The following is a 17,161-nucleotide window of genomic DNA, read 5'->3' on the forward strand; positions in this document are numbered from 1 at the left end:
CGGAAGCTAACACTGCTGAGCAGCCTTTTGAGGGCCAATCCGCATGCCCCGCCTAGGATCTTTACTGCTCCCGTTTCCAGGGCTGTTGATTGGTGCCAGGCAGGGGACCCGCGTGACCCGTCGCAACCCCCTTAGTAGCCCCAAGAGGCGCCCCCCTGATCAGGATGGGCTGTTGCAGGCTGGCGGCCTGGAGGACATTCCCGTGGCGCGTCGCTCTGCGCGCCCGGGATCTCCGGCCAATCGCTGGTTACTGCGGCTCACGGTGGCCACCGGGTCGCTCCTGCTGGGCTTGGTTGTGCTGCTGCTGTGGCGGCCCCAGCCCCTGCAGGGCCTGTTGGCGCCACAGCCAATCAAGGGCCTGAATGCCCGCACGGGCCCAGATGGGAGGCTGCTGGGCCATTTCCCCTACCCTGAACTGGCCCCCTCCGACCAGGTCGCGGTGGCTCCAGGCCTGTCGTTGCACCGAGACGCCGCCGTCTCCCTCCTGGCCATGCAGCGGGATGCGGCCAGCAGTGGGGTCGAGCTGGTGGTGCTGAGTGCCTTCCGCTCAATCACGCTCCAGAACGATCTGTTTTTTGGTGTGAAATCCGAGCGCAATCAGAGTGCGCGCGAGCGGGCGATGGTCAGTGCTCCTCCAGGCTTTTCCGAGCACAGCACCGGCTATGCGGTCGATCTGGGTGACGGTCGCACTCCGGCCACCAACCTCTCCCCAGCCTTCGACCAAACCGAGGCGTTTGCCTGGCTCCAAGCCCATGCGGCTCGTTATCACTTCACCCTCTCCTTTCCTCGCGGCAACGCCCAGGGGGTGAGCTACGAGCCCTGGCATTGGCGCTTTGAAGGCAGCGCCGAGGCACTCCAGGTGTTTGAGCCGGCGCAGCGGTTGGCCCGCTGATGGTGCCCGTTCCCGAACTGCTGGCACCGGCGGGCAACTGGGAGGCGCTGCGGGCCGCGGTGGCCAACGGTGCCGATGCCGTTTATTTCGGTGTGGAGGCGTTCAACGCCCGCATGCGTGCGGCCAATTTTCGGGTCGCCGAACTGGCGGAGGTGATGCACTGGCTGCACCAGCGCGGGGTCAAGGGTTTCCTCACCGTCAACGTGCTGGTGTTTAGCGACGAACTGGGCGAAGCCGCAGCGCTGGTGCAGTCGGCTGCGGCGGCGGGGGTGGATGCGCTGATCGTTCAGGACATCGGCCTCGCCCGTCTGGCCCAAGCCCTGGCGCCTCAATTGGCAATCCATGGATCGACTCAGATGTCGATCACCAGCGCCGCCGGCGTGGCCCAGGCCGCCGCGCTGGGGTGTGAGCGGGTGGTGCTGGCCCGCGAGCTGACCCTCACCGACTTGGGGCGTCTGCAGCACCAGCTGCAGCAGCGACAGCTGGCCATGCCGCTGGAGGTTTTCGTGCACGGGGCCCTGTGCGTAGCCTATTCGGGCCAATGCCTCACCAGCGAAGCCCTCGGCCAGCGCAGCGCCAATCGGGGTGAATGCGCCCAGGCCTGCCGCCTGCGCTATCAGCTGATTGTGGATGGCGAGGAGCGCGACCTGCACGACCAGCGCTATTTGCTCTCACCCCAGGATCTGGCGGCCTGGGAGTTGCTGCCCCAACTCCAGGCGATCGGGATTGCCAGCCTCAAGATTGAGGGGCGCCTGAAGGACGCCAGCTATGTGGCGGCCGTCACCGATGCCTACCGACAGAACCTCGATTGGCTCGCCGCGGGCAGCGACCCAGGCGCCCTGCCCGCCGAGCAACGCCGCTCCCTGGAGCTGAGCTTCTCGCGGGGCCTGTCCACCGGTTGGTTGGCGGGCATCAACCACCGGGTCCTGGTGCATGGCCGTTGGAGCAAGAAGCGCGGGCCCCGGATCGGCGTGCTCGAGCACTGGGATCCGCAGGGGGGATGGTGGATCGTGGACACCCGCGAGGCCCTCAAGCCCGGCGATGGGCTGGTGTTTGAAGCTGCTGGTGCCGCACCACTGGAGGCCCCATCGGAGGTGGGGGGCCGGGTGATGGCGGTGCAGCAGCGGCCGGGCGAGCGCCTGGCGATTCGGCTTGGACCTGGCCGGGTCGACGGCCGTGGCTTCCGGCCCGGCAGCCCCTGCTGGCTCACCAGTGACCCCAGCCTGGAGCGCCATTGGCAGCGGCTGGCGAGCCAGAGCGTGCCGGAGCGAAGCCGGCTGCTGCTCCTCCAGGTGAGCGGTCAGGTGGGCCAACCCCTCGAGGTGCGGGTGCTCGCAGCCGAGGGCCTGCCGCCCGATTGCACCGGTTCCCTTTTGCTGTGCTCTGCCTCAGCGCTGCAGGTTGCAACTGGCCAGTCTCTCAATCGGGAGCGGCTGGAGACCCAGCTTGGCCGGCTCGGCGGCACCTGTTGGACCCTGGAGGGCCTGGAGCTCGCGCTCGACGGCGAACTGTTTCTGCCCATGGCCCAGCTCAACCAGCTGCGGCGTGAGCTGGTGGATCAGCTGGCGGCGCTGGAGCCGGATCCCGGGCTGGCTGGATCGGGCGAGCCGTCTGAACCCTGCGCCGATCTCGAGGCTGTTCTGCAGCAGCTGGCCGCCGTCGAACCGCGCGAGATAACCCCGGTGGGTGCGGATCCAGGCCCCGAGTTGGTGGTGTTGGTTCGCACGCTAGAGCAGCTGCGAGCCTTGCGAGATCAGCCGGTGGCGGCGGTGATCGCCGACCTGGAGCAACCCGCTGATCTGCGGGAGGCGGTGGCGATCGGGCGGGGCTGCTGGCCCCAAGGCATCTGGCTGGCGGGGCCGCGCATCACCCGACCGGATGAGCGCTGGACGCTCGAGCCGCTGCTGCGGGCTCGCCCCGATGGCTACCTGGTGCGCAATGCCGATCAATTGGAAGCCCTCACACCCCTGGCCCCCTGCAATGGCGATTTTTCCTTGAACGTCGCCAATCCGCTCACCGCGGGGTGGTTTCTTGAACGTTGGGGCTTGCAGCGGATCACCGCCAGCTACGACCTGGATCTGCCGCAGTTGCTGGTCTTGCTCCAGGGCTGCCCCCCTGAGCGTGTGGAGGTGACGGTGCATCAGCACATGCCCCTGTTCCACATGGAGCACTGCCTCTTCTGCGCCTTCCTTTCGGAGGGCCACAACCATACCGATTGCGGTCGCCCCTGTGAGCAACACACCGTGGTGCTGCGGGATCGCAGCGGCAGTGAGCACCCCCTGCTGGCCGACCTCGGTTGCCGCAACACGCTGTTCAACGGCAAAGCCCAAACTGCCGCCGAGGCCCTTCCCCAGCTGCGGCGTGGCGGAGTGCGCCACCTCCGAGTCGAACTCCTGCAGGAATCCGCGGCCCAGGCCCGTCAGCGGGTGGAGCAATACGCCGCTGCGCTGCGCGGCGAGATCAGCGGCCGCAGCCTCTGGCAACAGGAGCAGCTCGACAGCCGCCTCGGCGTGACCCGCGGCAGCCTCAGAAGCGGCAAGGGCGTGGGATAGAGTTGAGTACTGGCTTCAAGTCTTCGTAAACGTTCCGCATCCCGTTCCGTCTACATAAACTTCAAGTCAACGTACTTAAAACGTACGGCCATCAAGTACTCAGTAGGACCTTTATTCATATGAGCGGCGCACACACAGGCACGCCCATTCGCAACATTGCGATCATCGCCCACGTTGACCACGGCAAAACCACGTTGGTGGATGCCCTGCTCACCCAGTCGGGCATCTTCCGCGAAGGAGAGGCAGTTCCCACCTGTGTGATGGACTCCAACGATCTGGAGCGCGAACGCGGCATCACCATCCTGTCGAAGAACACGGCTGTTGATTACGACGGGATTCGCATCAACATCGTCGACACCCCGGGCCACGCCGACTTTGGCGGCGAGGTGGAGCGGGTGCTGGGCATGGTGGATGGCTGTCTGCTGATCGTGGACGCCAACGAGGGCCCAATGCCCCAGACCCGTTTTGTGCTCAAGAAGGCCCTGGAGAAGGGCCTGCGGCCGATCGTGTTCGTCAACAAGATTGACCGGGCCCGGGTTGACCCTGAGGTGGCGGTCGACAAGGTGCTTGATCTGTTCCTGGAACTGGGTGCCGACGACGACCAGTGCGATTTCCCCTACCTGTTTGGTAGTGGCATGGGCGGCTACGCCAAGCCAGACATGAAAACCGAGAGCGACAACATGTTGCCGCTGTTCGAAGCCATTTTGCGGCACGTTCCGCCCCCGGTCGGGGACCCCGAGAAGCCCCTGCAACTGCAGGTGACCACCCTCGATTACTCGGATTTTCTCGGCCGGATCATGATCGGCCGCATCCACAACGGCACGATCAAGGCTGGCCAGCCCGCCGCCCTGATCCGCGACGACGGCAGCATCAAACGTAGCCGCATCAGCAAACTGCTCGGCTTCCAGGGGCTGCAACGGGTGGAGATCCAGGAGGCTCGTGCTGGTGACCTCGTGGCCGTGGCCGGTTTTGATGAGGTTAATATCGGCGAAACCATCGCCTGCCCCGATCACCCGGAGGCCCTGCCCCTGATCCGGGTGGACGAGCCCACCCTGCAGATGACTTTTGTCATCAACGATTCGCCGTTCGCCGGCAAGGAGGGCAAGTTTGTCACCAGCCGCCAAGTGCGCGATCGCCTGCAGAAGGAGCTGCTTACCAACGTGGCCCTACGGGTGGAAGACACCGATTCCCCTGACCGCTGGGCCGTCAGCGGCCGCGGTGAGCTACACCTCGGCATCCTGATCGAAACCATGCGCCGTGAGGGCTATGAGTTTCAGGTGTCCCAACCCCAGGTGATCTTCCGCACCATTGACGGCACCCCCAGCGAGCCCTACGAAACCCTGGTGCTCGATGTTCCCGAGGAATCCGTCGGTAGCTGCATCGAAAAACTCGGCGTGCGCAAGGCCGAGATGCAGAACATGGAGAACACCAACGACGGCCGCACCCAGCTGGAGTTCGTGGTGCCAGCTCGGGGCCTGATCGGCTTCCGTGGCGAATTCATCCGCGCCACCCGCGGCGAAGGAATCATGAGCCACTCCTTCCTCGACTACCGGCCCATGCAGGGCGATATGGACAACCGCCGCAACGGCGTTCTGATTGCTTTCGAGGAGGGCACCGCCACCTTCTATGCCCTTAAGGGAGCCGAAGATCGGGGCCAGTTTTTCATCACGCCGGGCACCAAGGTGTACAAGGGGATGATCGTGGGAGAGCACAACCGTCCGCCCGACCTCGAACTCAACGTCTGCAAGGCCAAGCAGGTGACCAACATCCGCTCCGCCGGCGCTGAGGTGCTTGACACCCTGCAGGCCCCAATCCAGATGACCCTGGAGCGTGCCCTCGAGTACATCGGGCCTGACGAGATGCTCGAGGTCACCCCTGCATCCATCCGTCTGCGCAAACTGCCTTCCAAAAAGGCGGCCAAGCGCTGATCGGTGCCCCTCGACCTCGAAGAACAGGCGTTGATGGCCGATCCGCGTCTTGCGGAGGCCATCGCCCTGTTCAATGCCAGCGACTGGTACGCCTGCCACGACGGCTTCGAAGCCCTCTGGCATGAGACGGCGGGAGCCATGCGTCCGGCGCTCCAGGGCATTTTGCAGATCGCCGTGGCAGAGCTGCACCTCGAGCGCGGCAACCTCCGGGGGGCCACGATCCTCATGGGCGAAGGGCTCGGCAGGCTGCAGGGCGTCGCAGATGGGGCGCTGGGCCTGAACCTCACCGCCCTGCGCGAGTGCGCTAGCCAGCGGCTGCGGGCCCTGCAGGAGGAGCGCTCGCTGGAGGGGCTGGAGTGGCCGAGATTGCCTGCGGCGCAAGCGCAGCACTGCTCTGTAGATTGATGCGAGAGCCTCTTGGGCCCCAGCTGTTGCTCGTTTCCCCTCTGCGCCCGTGGCCCCTCCCGGTGGTGGTCAGCCTGATGGCCTGCCTCGCCGGCGCAACCTCGGCTGCATCCGCGGCAGCTGCCGATCTCCCGCCTAGTGCCCCTGGGTCCATCACCCCCACCAGTGGTTTGGTCACGATCGAGTCCGACCTGCAGAAAGCCGACAACACCACCGGCGTCGTCACTGCCACGGGCAACGTGCGCATCGTCTATCCGGATCAACGGGTTGTGGCCACCGCACGCCAGGCGCAGTACTTCAGCCGTGAGGGGCGGGTGGTGCTCAGCGGCGATGTCGATGTGGTTCAGGACACCGGTCACAGCATTCGGGCTGAGCGACTGGTTTACCTGGTGGAGCGTGAGCGGATCGTGGCTGAACCAGCGCCGGGCGATCAGGTGATCACCCACTACCGACTCAATGCTCCGCAGTCGCAGCCGGGTTCCCAGCCATGAGCCTGGAGTTGGTTGATGTGGTGCTGGCCATCAGCGGCCGGTTGTTGGTGAACCATGTGTCCTTGCAGCTCGAGCCCGGTGAAGTGGTGGGCCTGCTGGGCCCTAACGGCGCTGGCAAGACCACCACCTTCGGACTGGTTACGGGTCTGCTACGTCCAGATTCCGGCCGGGTGTCCTTGGATGGCCTGAAGATTGAACAGTTGCCGATGCCCCAACGGGCCCGGCTCGGCATCGGCTACCTCCCCCAGGAGCCAAGCGTGTTTCGTCAGTTGAGCGTGCGCGACAACCTCAGCCTGGCCTTGCAGGAAAGTGGCACCCCAGTTGAACTGCGTCGCGAGCGCCTTGAGGGCTTGATTGAAGATTTCCACCTCACGGCCTTTCAGCACCGCAAGGGCTATCAGCTCTCCGGTGGAGAGCGCCGCCGCTGTGAGGTGGCCCGGGCCCTGGCGGTGGGGGTGGAAGGTCCGCGCTACCTCCTGCTTGATGAGCCCTTCGCCGGGGTCGACCCAATCGCCGTGTCAGATCTGCAGCAGTTGATCGACCAGCTGCGGAGCCGGGGTATGGGTTTGTTGATCACCGACCACAACGTGCGCGAGACCCTGGCCATCACTGATCGGGCCTACATCCTCTCGGAAGGTTCCATCCTGGCCTCGGGCAGCTCCGAACAGGTGGGATCCGACCCCCTGGTGCGTCGTCACTATCTCGGCGAGTCATTCCGTCTATGAGCTGGACCCTTCGCTTCCGCCGCCAACTGTTGCGTCCCTGGGGCCGGCTGCCCCTGATCGACCGCTGGCTGCTGTCTGAGTTGATCGGCCCACTGGTTTTTGGCATCGCGGCCTTCACAGCTGTCTCCCTGTCGGTGGGAGCGGTGTTTGAACTGGTGCGGCGGGTGGCCGAATCCGGCCTGCCCCTCGACGTGGCGCTGCGGGTGCTGGTGCTTGAGCTGCCGTCGTTTCTGGTGCTCTCCTTCCCGATGGCCACCCTGATGGCCACCCTGCTCACCTACTCCAAGCTCTCGGGCAACAGTCAGCTGACCGCCCTGCGCAGCGTGGGGGTGGCGACCTGGCGGATGGTGATGCCGGCGGTGGCCGTCGCCCTTGTGATGACCCTGCTCACCTTCACCTTCAACGAGGCCATCGTGCCGAGGACACTGCTGGAGGCCAAAACAGTTTTAAACCGGGCGATCGGCCGCGCGGTGGCCGGGGAGCAGAAGGACAACGTGATGTTCTCCAAATACGGTGAGATTCAGGCTGACGATGGCAGCACCGAGCGGGGGCTGACCCACTTTTTCTATGCCCAGCGCTTCAACAAAGGCGTGATGGAGCGGGTCACCCTGCTCGATCTGTCGCGGCGGGATCAACGGGTGCTGCTCAGTGCCGATCGAGCCCGTTGGAGCGAGCCCGACGCCCAGTGGGAATTCCTTGATGGCCATGTGTTTGGTGTCACCGAGGGATCGAACAGCTCCACAACGTCAGGGGATTTCGACCGCTACCTCTACCCACTCGGTAGCCAGCCCTTGCAGGTGGCCAAGCTGCCCAAGGATTCCAACTCCATGACGATCGGTCAGGCCCGTACCGCCGAACGGCTGCTGCGCGAGGCCAGTGATCTGCAGGGCGCCCGCAAACTGAGGGTGCGGATTCAGGAGAAATTCGCCTTCCCAGCTGTGTGTCTGGTCTTTGGCTTGATCGGCAGCAGCCTGGGGGTGCGACCCCACTCACGCCGAAGCCGCAGCCAGGGGTTTGGGCTCAGTGTCCTGTTGATCTTCGGCTACTACCTCGTGGCCTTTGTGTTCAGTTCCCTCGGGGTGAAGGGCATCCTCACGCCCTATTTCTCAGCCTGGCTGCCCGTGGTGATTGGTCTGGGTGGCGGCATGTATCTGTTGCGCCAGGCCAGCCGCTGAGGTTGCCGGTGATTCGCCAAACTGGGTGCTGGTTTCTGCGATGCCCGTGCCCGCTCTGTTAAACGATCCGGTGCTTGGCCTTGGCCTGACGGCGTTTGCCCTGTTGCTGCTGGTCCTGCCCCTGGCATTCTGGTCGTTGAGTGGTGGCCGAAACAGTGGGCTGGTGCGGCTGCTGGTGGCGGCGGCCAACCTCTGCCTCACCGCCCAGCTGGTGCTGCGTTGGTGGGAGTCCGGCCACTTCCCAATCAGCAACCTCTACGAGTCGCTCTGCTTCCTGGCCTGGGGGTGCACCCTCACCCAGTTGCTGGTGGAACGCAGCTGGCCCTCACCGCTGGTGCCGGCAGCGGCTACGCCGATGGCCCTGGGCTGCGTCGCATTCGCGAGCTTTGCCCTGCCCGATCGGCTGCAAGAAGCCTCCCCCTTGGTGCCGGCGCTGCGCTCCAGCTGGCTGGTGATGCACGTCAGCGTGATCATGCTCAGCTACGCAGCCCTGCTGGTTGGCTCGCTGCTGTCCCTGGCCGTGCTGTTTACGGATCGTCACAACACTTTGGAGCTGCGCAGCAGCTCCATCGGCAGCGGTGGGTACCGCCAAGCCCAACTGGCCACGGCCACGGAAGGAGCGGGCAACGCTTCTCCACCACTCCAGCTCAGCAGCGTGGTCATGCCGATTGCTGAGCAACTCGATTCCCTCAGCTACCGCACCATCACCGTTGGCTTTCTGTTGCTCTCGGTGGGTCTAGTCAGTGGGGCGGTGTGGGCCAACGAAGCCTGGGGCAGCTGGTGGAGCTGGGACCCGAAGGAAACCTGGGCCCTGATCTGCTGGCTCGTCTACGCCGCCTACCTGCACACCCGCTTGATCCGAGGCTGGCAGGGCCGTAAGCCAGCCCTGGTGGCAGCCGCTGGCTTGGTGGTCATCGTGGTCTGCTACATCGGCGTCAACCTGCTTGGCATCGGTCTGCACAGCTACGGCTGGTTCTTCGAGAGCTGAAGCGTTTCCACAGCGCCAAACCCAGCGAATGCGGCAACCCAAGCCAGCAAAAAGCCCCCCTCTCGATGAGGGGGGCAGATGTTGGTGAGCGCGCTACCCAGCCCAGTGCTCAAGCCGCCACAGCCACGGGACGCTTGCTGTTGCGAATGCCGGTGATCGCTTCGGCGTAGTTGGGCTGGTTGAACACGCCAGAGCCACTGACGATGGCATTGGCTCCGGCCTCAATCACCTTCCAGGCGTTTTCGGCCTTGATGCCGCCATCCACCTCAATCCAGGGATCGAGACCGCGCTCATCGCACAGGCGGCGCAGAGTACGAATCTTCTGCACCTGGTTGTCGATGAAGCTCTGACCGCCAAAACCAGGGTTGACGCTCATGATCAACACGAGGTCGCACAGCTCAAGGCAGTACTCGAGGGTGTCGAGGGGTGTGCTGGGGTTCAGCACTGCACCGGCGAGCTTGCCCAGATCCTTGATTTGGGCCAGGTTGCGGTGCAGGTGGGGGCAGGCTTCGACCTGAACGGAGATGATGTCAGCCCCGGCTTTGGCGAAGTCGGCGACGTATTTCTCGGGCTCAACGATCATCAGGTGAACGTCGAGGGTTTTGCTGGTGACCGGACGCAGGGCTTCGACAATCAGGGGTCCAATGGTGATGTTGGGCACGAAACGGCCATCCATCACATCAATGTGGATCCAGTCGGCACCGGCCTGGTCGACGGCACGCACGTCATCACCGAGACGGGAGAAGTCGGCGGACAGAATCGACGGGGAGATCACCAGGGGCTTAGTGCTCATGCTGGGGTCACCGCAAGAAGAGTGGCGGGATTCTAAGGAGCGGCGGTTTGGCGCCCTGTGGAAGGGGCGGCTTTCACTGATACAGTTGCAGGCGCTTCATCATCGAAAGGCCTAGCGGCAGCAGGACTCTGACCCCGTGTCCCGCCTGGCCAACGCCATTCCCTGAAGCCCATTCCCCTGCCGGATCACCGTGGATCGCACCCTCATCCAGGAAATTCTTGAGGTCGTTGAGCAAGCCGCCATCGCCTCCGCCGAACTGACCGGCTTGGGCAAAAAAGATGAGGCCGACGCTGCGGCGGTAGAAGCCATGCGCAAGCGCATGGGCCAGATCCAGATGCAAGGACGCATCGTGATCGGAGAAGGAGAGCGCGACGAGGCTCCCATGCTCTACATCGGAGAAGAGGTCGGCAGTGGCACCGGCCCCGGCGTGGATTTCGCCGTGGACCCCTGCGAAGGCACCAACCTCTGCGCCAACAGCCAGCGCGGCTCGATGGCCGTGCTTGCCGCGTCCGACCGTGGTGGTCTGTTCAACGCCCCCGACTTCTACATGAAGAAGCTGGCGGCCCCCCCGGCAGCCAAGGGCAAGGTGGACATCCGCAAGTCGGCCACCGAAAACATCAAGATCCTGAGCGAGTGCCTCGGCCTGGCCGCGAGCGAGCTCACCATCGTGGTGATGGATCGTGCTCGCCACAAAGACCTCATCGCCGAGATTCGCGCCACCGGCGCGCGGGTGCAGCCGATTTCCGACGGTGATGTCCAGGCCGCCATTGCCTGCGGGTTCGCCGGCACCGGTACCCATTGCCTGATGGGCATCGGCGCCGCTCCCGAGGGTGTGATCTCCGCAGCCGCCATGCGTGCCCTGGGCGGCCACTTCCAGGGTCAGCTGGTGTATGACCCCGCCATCGCCCAAACCTCCGAGTGGGCTGACTACACCAAGGAGGGCAATATCGCCCGCCTCAACGAGATGGGCATCACCGACGTTGACAAGATCTACGAGGCCGAGGAACTGGCCTCCGGTGAGAACGTGGTGTTCGCCGGCAGTGGCATCACCGATGGCCTGCTGTTCCATGGCGTGAAGTTCGAGAAGGACTGCACCCGCACCAGCTCACTGGTGATCAGCACCCTGGACAACACCGCCCGTTTTACCAACACCATCCACATCAAGGATGGGGCGAAGAGCATCGCGCTCAGCTGACTCCCCCGTCGCACGAGCAAACGAGCCAGCCTCCATGCACATCGCCGTTGTCGGCCTCAGTCATCGCACGGCTCCAGTAGAGATCCGGGAGCGCCTCAGCATCCCGGAACAAAGCATGGAGGCGTCGCTTCAGCAGCTGCGGGCTGATGAGCAGGTGCTGGAGGCGTCGATCCTCAGCACCTGCAATCGCCTGGAGATCTACACCCTGCTTCGCCATCCGGATCAGGGTATTTCGGCGGTCGGATCCTTTCTCAGCAACATCTCCGGGTTGGCGGTCGAAGAGCTGTCCCCCCACCTGTTCACCTACCACCACGAAGAGGCCATCGGTCACCTGCTGCGGGTTTCCGCCGGCCTCGACTCCCTTGTGCTTGGTGAGGGGCAGATCCTGTCCCAGGTGAAGAAGATGGTGCGCCTCGGGCAAGAGCACCGCTCCGTGGGGCCGATTCTCAACCGCCTGCTCAACCAGGCGGTGAGCACCGGCAAGCGGGTTCGCACCGAAACGAATCTGGGCACTGGTGCGGTCTCCATCAGCTCAGCGGCCGTCGAGCTGGCCCAGCTGAAAGTGGGGCAGGGCCGCGGTGCCGACGATTTGGTGCCCCTGGACCAAGAGCAGGTCGCGGTGGTGGGTGCGGGCCGCATGGCCCGCCTGCTGCTGCAACACCTTCAGGCCAAGGGCTGCCGCGGAGTGGTGCTGCTCAACCGCACCGTCAGCAAGGCTGAGCTGCTCGCAGCAGACTTTCCCGCCCTGCCGGTGCAGTGTCGTCCCTTAAGCGACCTCGACCATTGCCTCAGCACCTGTTCCCTGGTGTTCACCAGCACCGCCGCCGATACGCCGATCATCACGGCGGAGCGTCTGAGTGGCCTAAACCGGCGCTCCAGCCTGATGTTGATTGACATCGGCGTGCCCCGCAACATCGCTGCAGACACGGCCGGACTGCCAGGCGTGCAGTCCTACGACGTGGATGACCTGCAGGAGGTGGTGAACCGCAACCAGGAAGCCCGGCGAGAGATGGCCGCCGAAGCCCAGGAGCTGCTGGAGGAGGAAGCCAGGCTGTTCCTCGAGTGGTGGGATGGTCTGGAAGCCGTGCCCGTGGTCAACCGGCTGCGCCGACAGCTCGAAGACATCCGCGAACAGGAGCTGCAGAAGGCCCTCAGCCGCATGGGCCCCGACCTCTCCGCCCGCGAGCGAAAAGTGGTGGAGGCACTTAGCAAAGGCATCATCAACAAGATCCTGCACACCCCCGTTACAAATTTGCGGGCCCCCCAGCCACGTCAGCAGCGCCACAGCGCCATGCGGATACTCGAAGAGCTGTTTGAGCTCCGTGAACAGCCCCCTGAGGGCTGATCACAGACCCACCCGCTCTGCAACAGTTCGTGCTGGCGATCATCCAAAGGGTCGCGCTGAGGCGGGCTGCTCCAGTACGGTCAGCGTCGAGAGACGCCGGCAGCAAAGGTTATGAAACGCGTACTGGCGATCATTTTGGGAGGTGGTGCCGGCACGCGCCTCTACCCGCTCACCAAAATGCGTGCCAAGCCAGCCGTACCGCTGGCTGGCAAATACCGATTGATTGATATTCCGATCAGCAACTGCATTAATTCAGAGATCAACAAAATCTATGTTTTAACGCAGTTCAATAGTGCTTCGCTGAATCGTCACCTGACGATGAGCTACAACCTTTCGGCTGGATTTGGCCAGGGATTTGTTGAGGTCTTGGCGGCCCAGCAAACGCCTGAAAGCCCGAGTTGGTTTGAGGGCACGGCTGACGCCGTGCGCAAATACCAGTGGCTGTTCCACGAGTGGGATGTGGATCACTACCTGATCCTTTCCGGTGACCAGCTTTACCGGATGGATTACAGCCGCTTTGTGCAGCATCACATCGACACCGGCGCCCAGCTGAGCGTGGGGGCCTTGCCTGTGGATCAAGCCCAGGCGGAAGGGTTTGGCCTGATGCGCACCACGTCCGATGGTCGCATTCAAGAATTTCGCGAAAAGCCCAAGGGGCAGGCCCTTGAAGCCATGCGGGTGGATACCCAGGCCCTGGGCCTCTCCGCCGAGGAAGCGGCCAAGCGCCCATACCTGGCCTCGATGGGGATCTATGTGTTCAGCCGGGAGACCCTGTTTGATCTGCTGACCAGCAACCCCTCCGCCACCGATTTCGGCAAGGAGATCATTCCAGCCTCCCTGGCCCGGGGCGACCGGCTCCACAGCTACCTCTTCGACGACTATTGGGAGGACATCGGTACCATTGGCGCCTTCTATGAGGCGAATCTGGCCCTGACGGATCAACCGAACCCTGCCTTCTCCTTCTACGACGAGAAGTTTCCGATCTACACCCGTCCCCGCTATCTGCCGCCCAGCAAGATGCAGGACGCCCAGGTGACGGCCTCGATCATCGGAGAAGGATCCTTGCTCAAGGCCTGCAGCATTCACCACTGCGTCCTTGGTGTGCGCTCCCGAGTCGAAGATGAAGTGGTGCTCCAGGACACCCTGGTGATGGGTGCTGATTATTTCGAGTCTTCCGAAGAACGGTTGATGTTGCGAGAGCGCGGTGGAATTCCAATGGGCGTGGGCAAGGGCACGACAGTGAAGCGCGCGATTCTTGATAAGAATGTTCGAATCGGCAACAACGTCACCATCGTCAACAAGGACCACGTTGAGGAGGCCGATCGGCCTGAGCTCAATTTCTATATCCGCAACGGCATCGTGGTCGTGGTCAAAAATGGCACCATCGCCGATGGCACGGTGATCTGAGCCTCAGGGCAGATGGCCCTCGGTGCAGACCTTGGCTTGGCCAGGCAACGGCGCACGGGCAACAGTTGGCGCTTCGGTTTTAAAGCCAGGAGTTGCTGACACGTTGCCACCAAGTTGTGACGGTTGCACGGGATGGCTGAGCTCCTTTGCCACACTAACGGCGAATGGTTTCAATCTCAGCCATGGGTAAGGCGCATTTCGGCCTGATTGGTCTCGGTGTGATGGGAGAAAATCTTGTGCTCAACGCGGAGCGCAATGGGTTTTCCTCCGTTGTCTTCAATCGCACCTACGCCAAGACGGAAGAGTTTCTAGCCGGCCGTGGTGCAGGCAAAGACATCGTTGGAGCAACCACCCTGCAGGAGTTTGTGGCGGCTCTTGAACGTCCGCGTCGGATTCTGATGATGGTGAAGGCCGGGCAACCGGTGGATGACACGATTGCGGCGATCTCCCCCTACCTCGAGGAGGGCGATCTTCTGATCGATGGCGGCAACTCTCTGTTCAGTGATACCGAGCGCCGTGTTGCGGAGCTGGAGAGCAAGAGCTTTGGCTACATCGGCATGGGGGTGTCCGGCGGAGCCAAGGGAGCTCTCGAGGGGCCGAGCATGATGCCAGGTGGCACCAAGGCTGCCTACGACGCCATCGAGCCTTTGGTGCGCAAGATGGCCGCCCAGGTCAATGATGGCCCCTGTGTGGCCTACATCGGCCCGGGTGGTGCTGGCCACTTCGTCAAGACGGTGCACAACGGCATCGAATACGGCATCGAGCAGATCCTGGCCGAGGCCTACGACCTGATGAAGCGCGTGGCCGGTATGAATGGCGATCAGATGGCGGATGTGCTCGCCGGTTGGAACGACACCGAAGAGCTGGCCTCCTTCCTGGTGGAGATCACCGAGGTGTGCCTGCGCACCAAAGACCCCGACAGCGGCGCCGATCTCGTGGAAGCCATTGTGGATGCCGCTGGCCAAAAAGGCACTGGCCTCTGGACCGTGGTGAGTGCGCTGGAGATGGGCGTACCCGTCCCCACCATCTACGCGGCTCTCAACGCCCGGGTGCTGAGCTCGTTGCGCTCCGAACGGCTGACGGCAGGAGCACTGTTGCCCGCACCGGCGCCCCATGCCTTTGCGCTCGGAACCCCCGGCGACGGCATGGCCCCCCTGCGGGATGCCTGCATCGCCGCCTGCATCGTCAGCTATGGCCAGGGCATGGCCCTGCTGCAGGAAGCCTCAAAGCTGCACAACTACAACCTCAATTTTTCGGCTATCGGTCAGATCTGGAAAGGGGGCTGCATCATTCGGGCACGGCTGTTGCAACGGATTCAGAACGCCTATGGCGCCAACCCCGGCCTGGCCAACCTGATGCTCGATCCCTGGTTTGCTGAGCAGATCAACCGCCGCCTCCCCGGCCTGCGTCAGGTGGTGGCTGGAGCCGCCCTTGCAGGCATCCCCGTGCCCTGCCTGAGCAGCACCCTCGACTACATCGACAGCTACCGCAGTGGCCGCCTGCCCCAGAACCTGGTCCAGGCGATGCGCGACTGCTTCGGCTCCCACACCTACGAGCGGGTCGATCGCCCTGGCAATTTTCACACCGAGTGGCTCGACTGATGCAGTCACACCCCCCCTCCTCCAGCAATTCCCCAACCCGCTATCGGCTGATCGTGGCCGAATCTGCCGAAGACCTGGCTCGGCAGACGGCCCAGGCGATCGCTTCGGCCTTGGATCTGGTGCTGGCGGAGCGGGATCGGGCCCAGATCGCCCTGGCTGGCGGTGAGACCCCCCGGGCCACCTACAGGCAACTGGGCCAACAACATCTGCCCTGGGATCGGGTGGATGTTTTGCTGGGTGATGAGCGTTGGGTGAGCAGCAGCGACCCTTCCAGCAACGCCCGCATGTTGCGGGAGACCCTGATGGCGGAAGCACCCGGCAGCCACGCCTGTCTTCATCCGGTACCCACGGAGCTCAGTAGCCCGCAGGAGGGTGCTGAGGCCTATGCCGCCCTGGTGCAGCAACTGTGCGGGGGCACACCACCGGCCCTCGATCTGGTCTTGCTGGGGCTCGGTGACGATGGTCACACCGCCTCCCTGTTTCCAGGAACGGCCGCACCAACCATCACGGATCGGGCGGTCACCCTGGGGGAGGGCAAGGGGCTGCCTCGCGTCACCCTCACCGCCCCCACGCTCTCGGCGGCGCGTCGGGTGCTGTTCTTGGTGAGTGGTGCTGGCAAGGTGCAGGCCTTGCAGCGCTTGCTGGATCCCTTGGAATCGCCCGAGCGCACCCCAGCCAAGCTCGTTCAACCGGCTGATGAGGTGATGATCCTGGCCGATCGGGATGCAGCTGCAGGGCTGCAACGATGATCCCGGTTGCCGCAGGCGACGGTTTCAGCGGCTGGCATGCCCTCAACGACACCGTGATGGGCGGACGCAGCCAGGGCGCCTGCCGCATCGGCCCCACGGGCCTGGTGTTTGAAGGCACCTTGATTGCTGAGGGGGGTGGCTTCATCAGCTGCCGCTCGCCCCTGTTTTCACCGCCCTTGGATCTCTCCAGCTGCAGTGGCCTGGAGCTGGAGCTGGTGGGCGATGGACGCCGGTTCAAGCTGGCGGTGGCCTGTGCCGATGGCTTGGGCGGGCTCACCAATCTGATCCCTGGTGGCCTGCGTTGGGTGGTCGAATTCGGCACGGCAAACTCGGGAATGACGCTGGTGCGGATTCCCTTCGCCGACCTGACAGCCTCCGTGCGCGCCAAACCAGTCGGCCTGCCAGTGCGTTTTGATGCGAGCCGGATCACGCGGCTGCAACTGCTGCATTCCCGTTTCGCCGATGATGGGGGGCTGAATGCAGGCTTTCGAGCCGGCCCGATCCACCTGGAACTGCACGCCATCCGTGCCTACCCCTGAGCTGGTCAACAGCAACCTGCAGCAGTTGGTGGCCGCCGCGGCCGACCTTTGCCGCAAACCGCTGCGGCATGCGGTGCTGCTGGTGGGTGAAGCGGAGAGCTCCGACGATTGCTGCCTGCGGCTGGAGGCACGCCATCCCGATGGCGAGCGTTGGCTCGATGGCGATCTGGAGCTGGAGATCTACCGCAGTGGTGGCGATCTTAACCTCACCTTGGCGTGGTGTCAGGGGCCTGATCGCCCACTGTTGTGGCAGGGGAGCCATCCGGTGTGGATGGAGGCTGAATCGGGTCTGCGCTGCGAGCGGCCTGCAGATGGTGCGCCCCTGGAGGCCCTGGCGAGGCGGCTCAGGGCCCTGTTGATTCCCGTCGACTGATGG

At 64.0% G+C, this 17,161-nt stretch carries 16 protein-coding genes; 15 read left to right on the forward strand and 1 reads right to left on the reverse strand.

Going from position 1 to position 17,161, the window contains the following annotated elements; translation table 11 throughout:
• Positions 1-172 precede the first annotated feature (172 nt).
• The 8 genes from CJZ78_RS03980 to ccsB all read left to right on the forward strand — a co-directional run bounded on the left by CJZ78_RS03980 (position 173) and on the right by ccsB (position 9,156).
• A complete protein-coding gene (locus CJZ78_RS03980; protein ID WP_233128468.1) occupies positions 173-892 on the forward strand; it encodes a D-alanyl-D-alanine carboxypeptidase family protein in 720 nt (239 codons plus the stop codon).
• On the forward strand, positions 892-3,444 hold the full coding sequence (locus tag CJZ78_RS03985) for a U32 family peptidase (RefSeq protein ID WP_233128469.1): 2,553 nt from the start codon (positions 892-894) through the stop codon (positions 3,442-3,444). The genes CJZ78_RS03980 and CJZ78_RS03985 overlap by 1 nt, the downstream gene beginning before the upstream one ends.
• Before the next feature lie 119 nt (positions 3,445-3,563).
• Entirely contained in the window at positions 3,564-5,372 is a 1,809-nt protein-coding gene (gene typA / locus CJZ78_RS03990; RefSeq protein WP_094559597.1) for a translational GTPase TypA, read from the forward strand.
• 3 nt (positions 5,373-5,375) lie between these two features.
• Positions 5,376-5,777 (forward strand): DUF309 domain-containing protein, encoded by a 402-nt coding sequence (locus CJZ78_RS03995; protein WP_369802011.1) that lies wholly within the window; start codon positions 5,376-5,378, stop codon positions 5,775-5,777.
• Positions 5,778-5,803: 26 nt separating this feature from the next.
• Entirely contained in the window at positions 5,804-6,268 is a 465-nt protein-coding gene (locus CJZ78_RS04000) for an LptA/OstA family protein (RefSeq protein ID WP_233128470.1), read from the forward strand.
• Entirely contained in the window at positions 6,265-6,993 is a 729-nt protein-coding gene (gene lptB / locus CJZ78_RS04005; RefSeq protein ID WP_094559598.1) for an LPS export ABC transporter ATP-binding protein, read from the forward strand. Before CJZ78_RS04000 ends, lptB begins: the two co-directional genes overlap by 4 nt.
• On the forward strand, positions 6,990-8,168 hold the full coding sequence (locus CJZ78_RS04010) for an LptF/LptG family permease (protein WP_094559599.1): 1,179 nt from the start codon (positions 6,990-6,992) through the stop codon (positions 8,166-8,168). Before lptB ends, CJZ78_RS04010 begins: the two co-directional genes overlap by 4 nt.
• Positions 8,169-8,208: 40 nt before the next feature.
• The gene (gene ccsB, locus CJZ78_RS04015; protein WP_094559661.1) at positions 8,209-9,156 is read left to right on the forward strand and encodes a c-type cytochrome biogenesis protein CcsB; all 948 of its coding nucleotides are present in this window, start codon (positions 8,209-8,211) and stop codon (positions 9,154-9,156) included.
• 109 nt (positions 9,157-9,265) lie between these two features.
• On the opposite strand, the gene rpe is transcribed toward ccsB, so the two are convergent.
• Complete coding sequence (gene rpe / locus CJZ78_RS04020; protein ID WP_094559600.1) at positions 9,266-9,949, reverse strand: ribulose-phosphate 3-epimerase; 684 nt, start codon at positions 9,947-9,949, stop codon at positions 9,266-9,268.
• 190 nt (positions 9,950-10,139) lie between these two features.
• Here rpe and glpX point away from each other — a divergent pair, with 190 nt between their 5' ends.
• From glpX to CJZ78_RS04055, 7 genes are all read left to right on the forward strand, one after another.
• Positions 10,140-11,144, forward strand: a complete 1,005-nt coding sequence (gene glpX / locus CJZ78_RS04025) for a class II fructose-bisphosphatase (protein ID WP_094559601.1) — start codon at positions 10,140-10,142, stop codon at positions 11,142-11,144.
• Positions 11,145-11,178: 34 nt separating this feature from the next.
• Positions 11,179-12,489 carry a glutamyl-tRNA reductase gene (locus tag CJZ78_RS04030; protein WP_094559602.1) on the forward strand — a complete coding sequence of 437 codons (1,311 nt, stop codon included), beginning with the start codon at positions 11,179-11,181 and terminating at the stop codon, positions 12,487-12,489.
• A gap of 111 nt (positions 12,490-12,600) precedes the next feature.
• Positions 12,601-13,896, forward strand: coding sequence for a glucose-1-phosphate adenylyltransferase (locus tag CJZ78_RS04035; protein ID WP_094559603.1), 1,296 nt, complete (start codon positions 12,601-12,603; stop codon positions 13,894-13,896).
• A 182-nt stretch (positions 13,897-14,078) separates the two neighbouring features.
• Positions 14,079-15,497 carry an NADP-dependent phosphogluconate dehydrogenase gene (gndA, locus tag CJZ78_RS04040; RefSeq protein WP_094559604.1) on the forward strand — a complete coding sequence of 473 codons (1,419 nt, stop codon included), beginning with the start codon at positions 14,079-14,081 and terminating at the stop codon, positions 15,495-15,497.
• The gene (gene pgl, locus CJZ78_RS04045; protein ID WP_094559605.1) at positions 15,497-16,246 is read left to right on the forward strand and encodes a 6-phosphogluconolactonase; all 750 of its coding nucleotides are present in this window, start codon (positions 15,497-15,499) and stop codon (positions 16,244-16,246) included. Before gndA ends, pgl begins: the two co-directional genes overlap by 1 nt.
• Complete coding sequence (locus CJZ78_RS04050) at positions 16,243-16,785, forward strand: CIA30 family protein (RefSeq protein WP_094559606.1); 543 nt, start codon at positions 16,243-16,245, stop codon at positions 16,783-16,785. Before pgl ends, CJZ78_RS04050 begins: the two co-directional genes overlap by 4 nt.
• The gene (locus CJZ78_RS04055) at positions 16,772-17,158 is read left to right on the forward strand and encodes a hypothetical protein (protein ID WP_094559607.1); all 387 of its coding nucleotides are present in this window, start codon (positions 16,772-16,774) and stop codon (positions 17,156-17,158) included. Before CJZ78_RS04050 ends, CJZ78_RS04055 begins: the two co-directional genes overlap by 14 nt.
• Positions 17,159-17,161 lie beyond the last annotated feature (3 nt).

This window comes from Synechococcus sp. 8F6, assembly GCF_002252665.1.
GTDB lineage: Bacteria > Cyanobacteriota > Cyanobacteriia > PCC-6307 > Cyanobiaceae > Cyanobium_A.